Below are 7,765 nucleotides of genomic sequence, written 5' to 3'. Positions count from 1 at the left end.
CGGAACCCGTATCTCAAACGCTCGCCTTACACGGTTCGAGGGAGCGGTTGATGAGTTCGGCACGGCACTATGTCCTCGCGGCCGGCGGCACCGGCGGACACATGGTCCCGGCGGCGGCGCTGGCGGCCGAGCTGATGCGGCGCGGGCACAAGGTCGCGCTGGTCAGCGACGAGCGCGGCGTGCGCTTCCCCGACCTGTTCGACGGGATCGAGACGCGCGTGGTGCCCGCCTCGCGCTTTGCCGGCGGCCCGCTCGGCTGGCTGCGTGCCGCCAATGCGATGCGCAAGGGGCGGGCGCAGGCGCGCGCTCTCTATCGCGAGTTCCGGCCGTCCGCGGTGATCGCGTTCGGCGGCTACGCCTCGCTCCCCGCGCTGATGGCTGCCTTCTCGGCCAGGGTGCCGGCGGTGATCCACGAGCAGAATGCCGTGCTCGGCCGCGTCAACCGGCTGGTCGCGGGTAGGGTCGCCGCGATCGCCACCAGCTATGAGAATGTCGAGCGCCTGAAGCCCAAGTACGAGGACCGCACCCACCTCGTCGGCAACCCCGTGCGACAGGCGGTGCTCGACCTGCGCATGAGGCCCTATCCGCCGCTCGACGAAGACGGCATCTTCCGCGTGCTCGTGACCGGCGGCAGCCAGGGCGCGTCGGTGCTGAGCCAAGTCGTGCCCGACGGGCTCGCGTTGCTCCCCGTGCATTTCCGCCGCCGGCTGCAAGTCACGCACCAGGCGCGCGTCGAGGATATCGACGAGGTGCGCCGCAAATATGCCGAGCACGAGATTCCGGCGGAGATCGCGACCTATCTGCCCGATCTGCCCGAGCGGCTTGCCTGGTCGCATCTGGTCATCGCGCGCGCGGGAGCCTCGACCATCGCCGAGCTGACCGCCGCCGGCCGCCCGGCAATCCTCGTGCCACTCCCCTCGGCTACCGACGACCACCAGACCGCGAATGCGCGCGAGATCAGCGAGGCAGGGGGCGCGCGCACCATCCCGCAACGCGCCTTCACCGCGCAGGAATTGGCCAAGCAGATGCAGAAGCTGGGGCTCGAGCCGGCGGCGCTCGCCAATGCCGCGGCCTGCGCGCGCAGCTGCGGGCGGCCGGACGCGGCGCGCGATCTCGCCGACCTGGTGGAGTCGATCGATGCCGACTGGGCCTCGGCCGGGCTGGGTACTGCCAAGCCGCTCAAGGCGGCCCCGGCCGGCACCGCCTATGCGAAGGTGCAGGCATGAAGGGCGTCGCCAAGGATATCGGCACCATCCATTTCGTCGGTATCGGCGGGATCGGCATGTCCGGCATCGCCGAGGTGATGCACAATCTCGGCTACAAGGTGCAGGGCAGCGACAGCGCCGAGGGCTATGTCGTCGAGGGGCTGCGCAAGCGCGGCATCCCGATCGCGATCGGCCAGCGCGCGGAGAATCTGGGCGACGCCGCCGTGGTCGTCACCTCGACCGCGATCAAGCGCGACAATCCCGAAGTCGAAGCGGCCTATCAGCGCCGCATCCCCGTGGTGCGTCGCGCCGAGATGCTGGCCGAACTGATGCGCCTCAAATCCACCGTCGCGGTGGCGGGGACTCACGGCAAGACCACGACGACCAGCATGATCGCCGCGCTGCTCGATGCGGGCGGGGTCGATCCGACCGTGATCAACGGCGGCATCATCAACCAGTACGGCTCGAACGCCCGGCTCGGCGACAGCGAGTGGATGGTGGTCGAGGCCGACGAGAGCGACGGCAGCTTCCTGCGCCTCGACGGCACGATCGCGGTCGTCACCAACATCGATCCCGAGCATCTCGATCACTATGGCAGCTTCGACAAGGCCAAGGACGCCTATGTCGAGTTCGTCGAGAACGTGCCCTTCTACGGCGCGGCGCTGCTGTGCCTCGACCATCCCGAGGTGCAGGCGATCATCCCGCGCGTGCGCGACCGGCGCATCGTCACCTATGGCTTCGCCGCCAGCGCCGATGTGCGCGGGGTCAACGTGACGCCGCATGCCGGCGGCAACAAGTTCGAAGCGATCATCCGCAACCGCGACGGCACGACGCGCTCGATCGAGGGGATCGACCTGCCCATGCCCGGCCGCCACAATGTCCAGAACGCGCTCGCCGCGATCGGCGTGGCGCTCGAGATGGGCATCGACGATGCGACCATCCAGAACGGCTTCGCCAAGTTCGGCGGGGTCAAGCGGCGCTTCACCAAGGTCGGCGAGATCGGCTTTGCGGGCGAGAAACCGGCGATCGTGATCGACGATTACGGCCACCACCCGGTCGAGATCCGCGCGGTGCTCGCCGCCGCGCGCGAGAGCGCCGAGGGCCGGGTGATCGCGGTGGTCCAGCCGCACCGCTATTCGCGCCTCGGCAACCTGATGGACGACTTCGCCCAGGCATTCAACGACGCCGACATGGTGCTGGTCACCCCGGTCTATGCCGCGGGCGAGACGCCGGTCGAGGGCGTCAGCGGCGAAGCATTGGTCGCGCGGATTTCCGAGCGCGGCCATCGTTCGGCCGGGAGCGTTGCCGACGCCGGCGCGTTGAGCGAGGCAGTGGCGGGGATCGCGCAGCCGGGCGACCTGATCGTGTGCCTCGGCGCCGGAGACATCACCAAATGGGCCGCTGGCCTCGCCGATGCGGTCAACGCGAAGCGGAGCGTTGCGGCATGAGCGACTGGTTCACCCTCGCCACCGACATGCAGCGCGAGATCATCCGTGCGCAGAAGGCGCATCTCGACGCTGCGCAGAAGCTGCTCGACGCGGGGCAACAGGTGAGCGACCTCCAGCAGGCCGGGCAGAAGGCGGCCGAGGCGAACCTCAAATACTGGAAGCAGTGGGCGAAATTGTGGGGGATGAAGTGAGCGTGACGCTGCTCCCCAAGGTCCGTGGTAAACTTACCGCCGACGCGCCGCTGGCGCCGCTCGTCTGGTTCAAGAGTGGCGGCAACGCGCAGTGGTTGTTCGAGCCGGCGGATGTCGAGGACCTGAGCGATTTCATGGCCGGCCTCGATCCCGAAGTGCCGGTGATGGCGTTGGGGCTCGGCTCCAACTTGATCGTGCGTGATGGCGGCGTGCCGGGCGTGGTGGTGCGGCTGGGCAAGCCCTTCGCCCGGGTCGAGGCGATGAACGCCACCACCGTGCTCGCTGGTGGCGGCGCCTCGGGCATCCTCGTTTCGTCCGTGGCACGCGACAACGGCATCGCGGGACTCGAATTCCTCCGCAGCATCCCGGGTACGGTCGGCGGGTTCGTCCGGATGAACGGCGGCGCTTACGGTGGCGAGCTGGCCGATGTGCTCGGCGCGGCATTTGTCGTGCTGCGGTCGGGAGAGCAGATCGAGTTGTCCGCTGCCGACCTCCATTATTCCTACCGTCATTCGGAGTTGCCGCCGGGCGCGATCGTGGTCGATGCGGTCCTGCATGGCGAGCCGGGCGAGCCCGCCGCGATCCAGGCCGAGATGGACCGCATCGCCGCCGCACGCGAGGAATCCCAGCCGCTGCGCAGCAAGACCGGCGGCTCGACCTTCAAGAACCCGCCCGGCGACAAGGCATGGCGGCTGGTCGACGCGGCGGGGTGCCGGGGCCTGCGCAAGGGCGGCGCGCAGGTGAGCGAGAAGCACACCAACTTCCTTCTGAACCTCGGCGATGCGACCAGCGCGGATATCGAGGGGCTGGGCGAGGAAGTGCGGGCCAGGGTCAAGGCGAGTTCAGGGATCGAGCTGGAATGGGAAATCCAGCGCGTGGGAGTGACGAAGTGAGTGAGGCGTTATTTCAATCCTTCCCCGCCAGGGGGAGGTGGTACGCGAAGCGTGACGGAGGGGGAGGAACCCCCAACGCCCGTCATCGCATCCTCCCCCTCCGTCAGCCTGCGGCTGCCACCTCTCCCTTGCGGGGGAGGATTGCATGACTCAGCCCCTCCACATCGCGGTCCTGATGGGCGGCTGGTCGGCGGAGCGGCCGGTGTCGCTGATGTCGGGCGCGGGCATCGCCGAGGCGCTGGAGTCGCTCGGTCATCGCGTGACGCCGATCGATATGGGCCGCGATGTCGCGGCGAAGCTCGCCGCCGCCAGCCCCGATCTCGTGTTCAACGCGCTTCACGGCACCCCGGGCGAGGACGGCACGGTGCAGGGCATGCTCGACCTGATGGGCCTGCGCTATACCCATAGCGGCATGGTCACCTCGGTCATCGCGATCGACAAGCAGCTGACCAAGCAGACTTTGGTGCCGCAGGGGATCCCGATGCCGGGCGGGCGCATCGTGCGCACCGAGGAACTGTACCGCCACGACCCGATGCCGCGGCCTTACGTGCTGAAACCCGTCAACGAAGGGTCGTCGGTCGGCGTCGCGATCGTCACCGCCGAGGGCAATTACGGCAACCCGATCTCGCCCGAGGCCAAGGGCCCGTGGCAGGAATTCGACGAACTGCTCGCCGAGCCCTTCATCCGGGGGCGCGAGCTGACCACGGCGGTACTCGGCGATGGCCAGGGAGAACCTCGGGCGCTGATGGTGACCGAGCTCAAGCCCAAGAGCGGCTTCTACGATTTCGACGCCAAGTACACCGACGGCCTCACCGAGCATGTCTGCCCCGCCGAGATTCCCGACGAAATCGCCGACGCGTGCAAGCGCATCGCGCTCGACGCGCATCGGCTGCTCGGCTGCAAGGGCTGCTCGCGCTCGGACTTCCGCTGGGACGACGATCTCGGGGTCGAGGGACTGTTCCTGCTCGAGGTCAACACCCAGCCGGGCATGACCCCGCTCAGCCTCGTGCCCGAGCAGGCCAGGCATCTCGGCATGAGCTATGCGCAACTCGTCCAGGCGATCGTCGACGAGGCGATGGCCGACGCGCCGGCGCGCGAGGAGGTGACGACATGAGCCGCAAGCCGAGCCCGGCCCGCCGGCCCACGGTCAAGCCCAAGCGGCGCGCGCAGCCCAAGAAGAAGCAGGCCAACGTCCTCGACTTGGCGGTCGCGGCGCTGCCGATCAGCGATGCGACGCTGCACCGGATCACGGTGTGGGGCATCACCGGTCTCGCGGTGGCGTCGGTGCTCGGCGTCGCGACCTTGTTCGGCGTGCCCGGAATCATCGGCACCGCCGTTGCCGAAGGGATCGGCCGCGCCGGCTTCCGCGTCGAGCAGGTCGAGGTCACCGGGATCAAGCGCGCCGACAAGATGACCGTGTACAACTACACGCTCGACCAGAAGTCGCAGGCGATGCCGCTGGTCGATCTCGAGGAAGTGCGCGGCAAGCTGATGACGATCGGTTGGGTCGCCGATGCGCGCGTCTCGCGCCGCATGCCCGACACGCTCGTCGTCCACATCATCGAGCGCAAGGCCGCGGCGGTGTGGCAGCACCAGGGCCAGCTCATGCTGATCGACGGCGAGGGCGTGCTGCTCGAGCCGGTCTCGGCCGAGGCGATGCCCGACTTGCCGCTGGTGATCGGCGACGGCGCCTATGCCCAGCAGCCGGCCTATCAGAAATTGCTCGACGCCGCGCCAGCGCTCAAGCCGCTGGTCAAGGCCGCGACCTGGATCGGCAACCGGCGCTGGGACCTCACCTTCAACACGGGCGAGCGGCTCGCGCTGCCCGAGGGCGAGGAAGCGGCGGGCAAGGCGCTGACCAAGTTCGCCGAGCTGGACGGCGCCGACCGGCTGCTCGGCCGGGGATATCTCAAGTTCGACATGCGCGACCCGACGCGGCTGGTGGTGCGGATGCCGAGGCAGGTGGTGAGCAAACCGATCGAAACCGCGAGTGTGAGTGAGTAGGGGTAGGGAAGATGGCAAAGACGGCGCCTGAGGGACTGATCACGGCACTCGACATCGGCTCGTCGAAGGTGTCGGCGCTGATCGCGCAGAAGGGGGACGGCGGCGAGCTGGTGGTGCTCGGTACCGGCCAGCGCGAGAGCCGCGGCGTCCAGCGCGGCTATGTCGCCGACATGCACGCGACCGAGATCGCGGTGCGCGAGGCGGTCGAGCAGGCCGAGCGCATCGCCGGCACCAATATCGAGGATGTGTGGGTCAGCTTCTCCGCGGGCGGGCTGATCTCCGACATCCTGCGGCTCGAGGTCGATCTCGGTGGCCACCGCGTCGAGCAGGCCGACATCGACGAGCTGCTGCGCGCCGGCCGGGAGTCGATCAATCCGGGCGGCCGGATGGTGCTGCATGCCCAGCCGACGCGCTACACCCTCGACGGCCTCGCCGGGGTCAAGCAGCCCAAGGGCCTGCATGCCGAGCGGCTCGGCGTCGACATCCATGTCGTGTCGACCGAGGGCGCACCGGTCCGCAACCTCGATTTGTGCGTCCGCTCGGCGCATCTCGAGGTCAAGTCGATCATCGCTGCCCCGGTCGCGACGGGCCTGTCGTGCCTGAGCGAGGAGGAGCGCGAGCTCGGCGTCGCGCTGGTCGAGATCGGCGCGGGCGTGACCAACGTCTCGGTCTACAAGGATGGCGTGCTCACCGGACTGTCGTCCATCCCCAGCGGATCGGCCGACATCACCGACGACATCGCCAGCGCCTTCGGCACGCGCCGCGGCCAGGCCGAGCGCATGAAGTGCTTCTATGGCAGCGCCAACATGACGCCGCGCGACAATCACGACATGATCGACGTCGCCCCGATCGCCACCGACGAGGAGACCGCCGAGGGCGCGCGCATCACCCGCGCGCAGCTGATCGCGGTGATCCGCCAGCGGCTCGACCGGCTGATGGTCGAGATCGGCAAGGAGCTGGCCAAGCTCAACTTCGAGGATCCGGTGGGGCGGCAGATCGTGCTGACTGGCGGCGGCGCGGAATTGAAGGGCATCGCCGATTATGCCCAGCAGGCGCTCGGGCGCTCGGTCCGCGTCGGGCGGCCGCGCGGGCTTTCGGCGCTGCCCGAGGCGCATGCCGGCCCGGCCTTCGCGACGCTGGCGGGGCTCGCCACCTTCGCGGCGGCCGATCCGGTAGACCTGCGTGCGCTCGAGGCGTCGCATCAACTCGTTACGCGTGCGACACCAAAGGCGATGTTCCAGCGGATGATGGCCGCATTTCGGGCCAATTACTGAATAAATGTTGTTGATGACTGGTGAATTACGCTGGCACCGCTCATCGGCATCGTGCAGAAACGGGGATTAAGCAGGCGCCGCTCGTGGGGCGTGGTGCCTGAGGAGACTGAATAGATGAGCATCGATTTCCTCCCGCCCGACCTGGACGAGCTGACGCCGCGCATTACCGTGATCGGCGTCGGCGGCGCCGGCGGCAACGCCATCGCCAACATGATCAAGGCCGAGGTGCAGGGGGTCGAGTTCCTCGTCGCGAACACCGACGCGCAGGCGCTCAAGCAGTCGAGCGCGAGCCATCGCATCCAGCTCGGCGCGAAGATCACCCAGGGTCTCGGCGCCGGCTCGCGGCCCGAGATCGGCCGTGCCGCGGCCGAGGAGACGATCGAGCAGGTTCAGGAGGCGCTCAACGGCGCGCACATGTGCTTCATCGCGGCCGGCATGGGCGGCGGCACCGGCACCGGCGCCGCGCCGGTGATCGCCAAGGCCGCGCGCGACATGGGCATCCTCACCGTCGGCGTCGTCACCAAGCCCTTCGCGTTCGAGGGCAAGAAGCGCGCTCAGTCGGCCGAGGCCGGCATCGAGGAGCTGCAGAAGTTCGTCGACACGCTGATCGTCATCCCCAACCAGAATCTGTTCCTGGTCGCCAACGCGAACACGACCTTCAAGGAAGCGTTCCAGATGGCGGACGAGGTGCTGCAGCAGGGCGTGCGCGGCATCACCGACCTGATGGTCATGCCGGGCCTGATCAACCTC

The 7,765-nt window shown here is 68.6% G+C and carries 8 protein-coding genes; all 8 read left to right on the top strand.

Annotation, left to right across the window (positions count from 1 at the left end):
- Nucleotides 1-50: 50 nt before the first annotated feature.
- Complete coding sequence (gene murG, locus ABDV68_RS17060) at nucleotides 51-1,226, top strand: undecaprenyldiphospho-muramoylpentapeptide beta-N-acetylglucosaminyltransferase (RefSeq protein WP_343521304.1); 1,176 nt, start codon at nucleotides 51-53, stop codon at nucleotides 1,224-1,226.
- Nucleotides 1,223-2,653, top strand: coding sequence for a UDP-N-acetylmuramate--L-alanine ligase (murC, locus tag ABDV68_RS17055; RefSeq protein WP_343521303.1), 1,431 nt, complete (start codon nucleotides 1,223-1,225; stop codon nucleotides 2,651-2,653). Before murG ends, murC begins: the two co-directional genes overlap by 4 nt.
- Nucleotides 2,650-2,844, top strand: coding sequence for a hypothetical protein (locus ABDV68_RS17050; RefSeq protein WP_343521302.1), 195 nt, complete (start codon nucleotides 2,650-2,652; stop codon nucleotides 2,842-2,844). Before murC ends, ABDV68_RS17050 begins: the two co-directional genes overlap by 4 nt.
- Nucleotides 2,841-3,737 (top strand): UDP-N-acetylmuramate dehydrogenase, encoded by an 897-nt coding sequence (gene murB / locus ABDV68_RS17045; protein WP_343521301.1) that lies wholly within the window; start codon nucleotides 2,841-2,843, stop codon nucleotides 3,735-3,737. The genes ABDV68_RS17050 and murB overlap by 4 nt, the downstream gene beginning before the upstream one ends.
- 145 nt (nucleotides 3,738-3,882) lie before the next feature.
- Nucleotides 3,883-4,851, top strand: coding sequence for a D-alanine--D-alanine ligase (locus ABDV68_RS17040; protein WP_343521300.1), 969 nt, complete (start codon nucleotides 3,883-3,885; stop codon nucleotides 4,849-4,851).
- Entirely contained in the window at nucleotides 4,848-5,741 is an 894-nt protein-coding gene (locus ABDV68_RS17035; RefSeq protein WP_343521299.1) for a cell division protein FtsQ/DivIB, read from the top strand. Before ABDV68_RS17040 ends, ABDV68_RS17035 begins: the two co-directional genes overlap by 4 nt.
- 11 nt (nucleotides 5,742-5,752) lie before the next feature.
- Entirely contained in the window at nucleotides 5,753-7,015 is a 1,263-nt protein-coding gene (gene ftsA, locus ABDV68_RS17030) for a cell division protein FtsA (protein WP_343521298.1), read from the top strand.
- Nucleotides 7,016-7,129: 114 nt separating this feature from the next.
- Nucleotides 7,130-7,765 (top strand): cell division protein FtsZ (locus tag ABDV68_RS17025; RefSeq protein ID WP_343521297.1); only part of this gene is annotated, 636 nt, incomplete at its 3' end.

Origin of the sequence: Sphingomonas sp. (assembly GCF_039595165.1) — a bacterium.
Taxonomy (GTDB): domain Bacteria; phylum Pseudomonadota; class Alphaproteobacteria; order Sphingomonadales; family Sphingomonadaceae; genus Sphingomonas.
The sequence above is the reverse complement of the archived record's forward strand: the minus strand, read 5'-3'. Positions and strand labels throughout refer to the sequence as shown.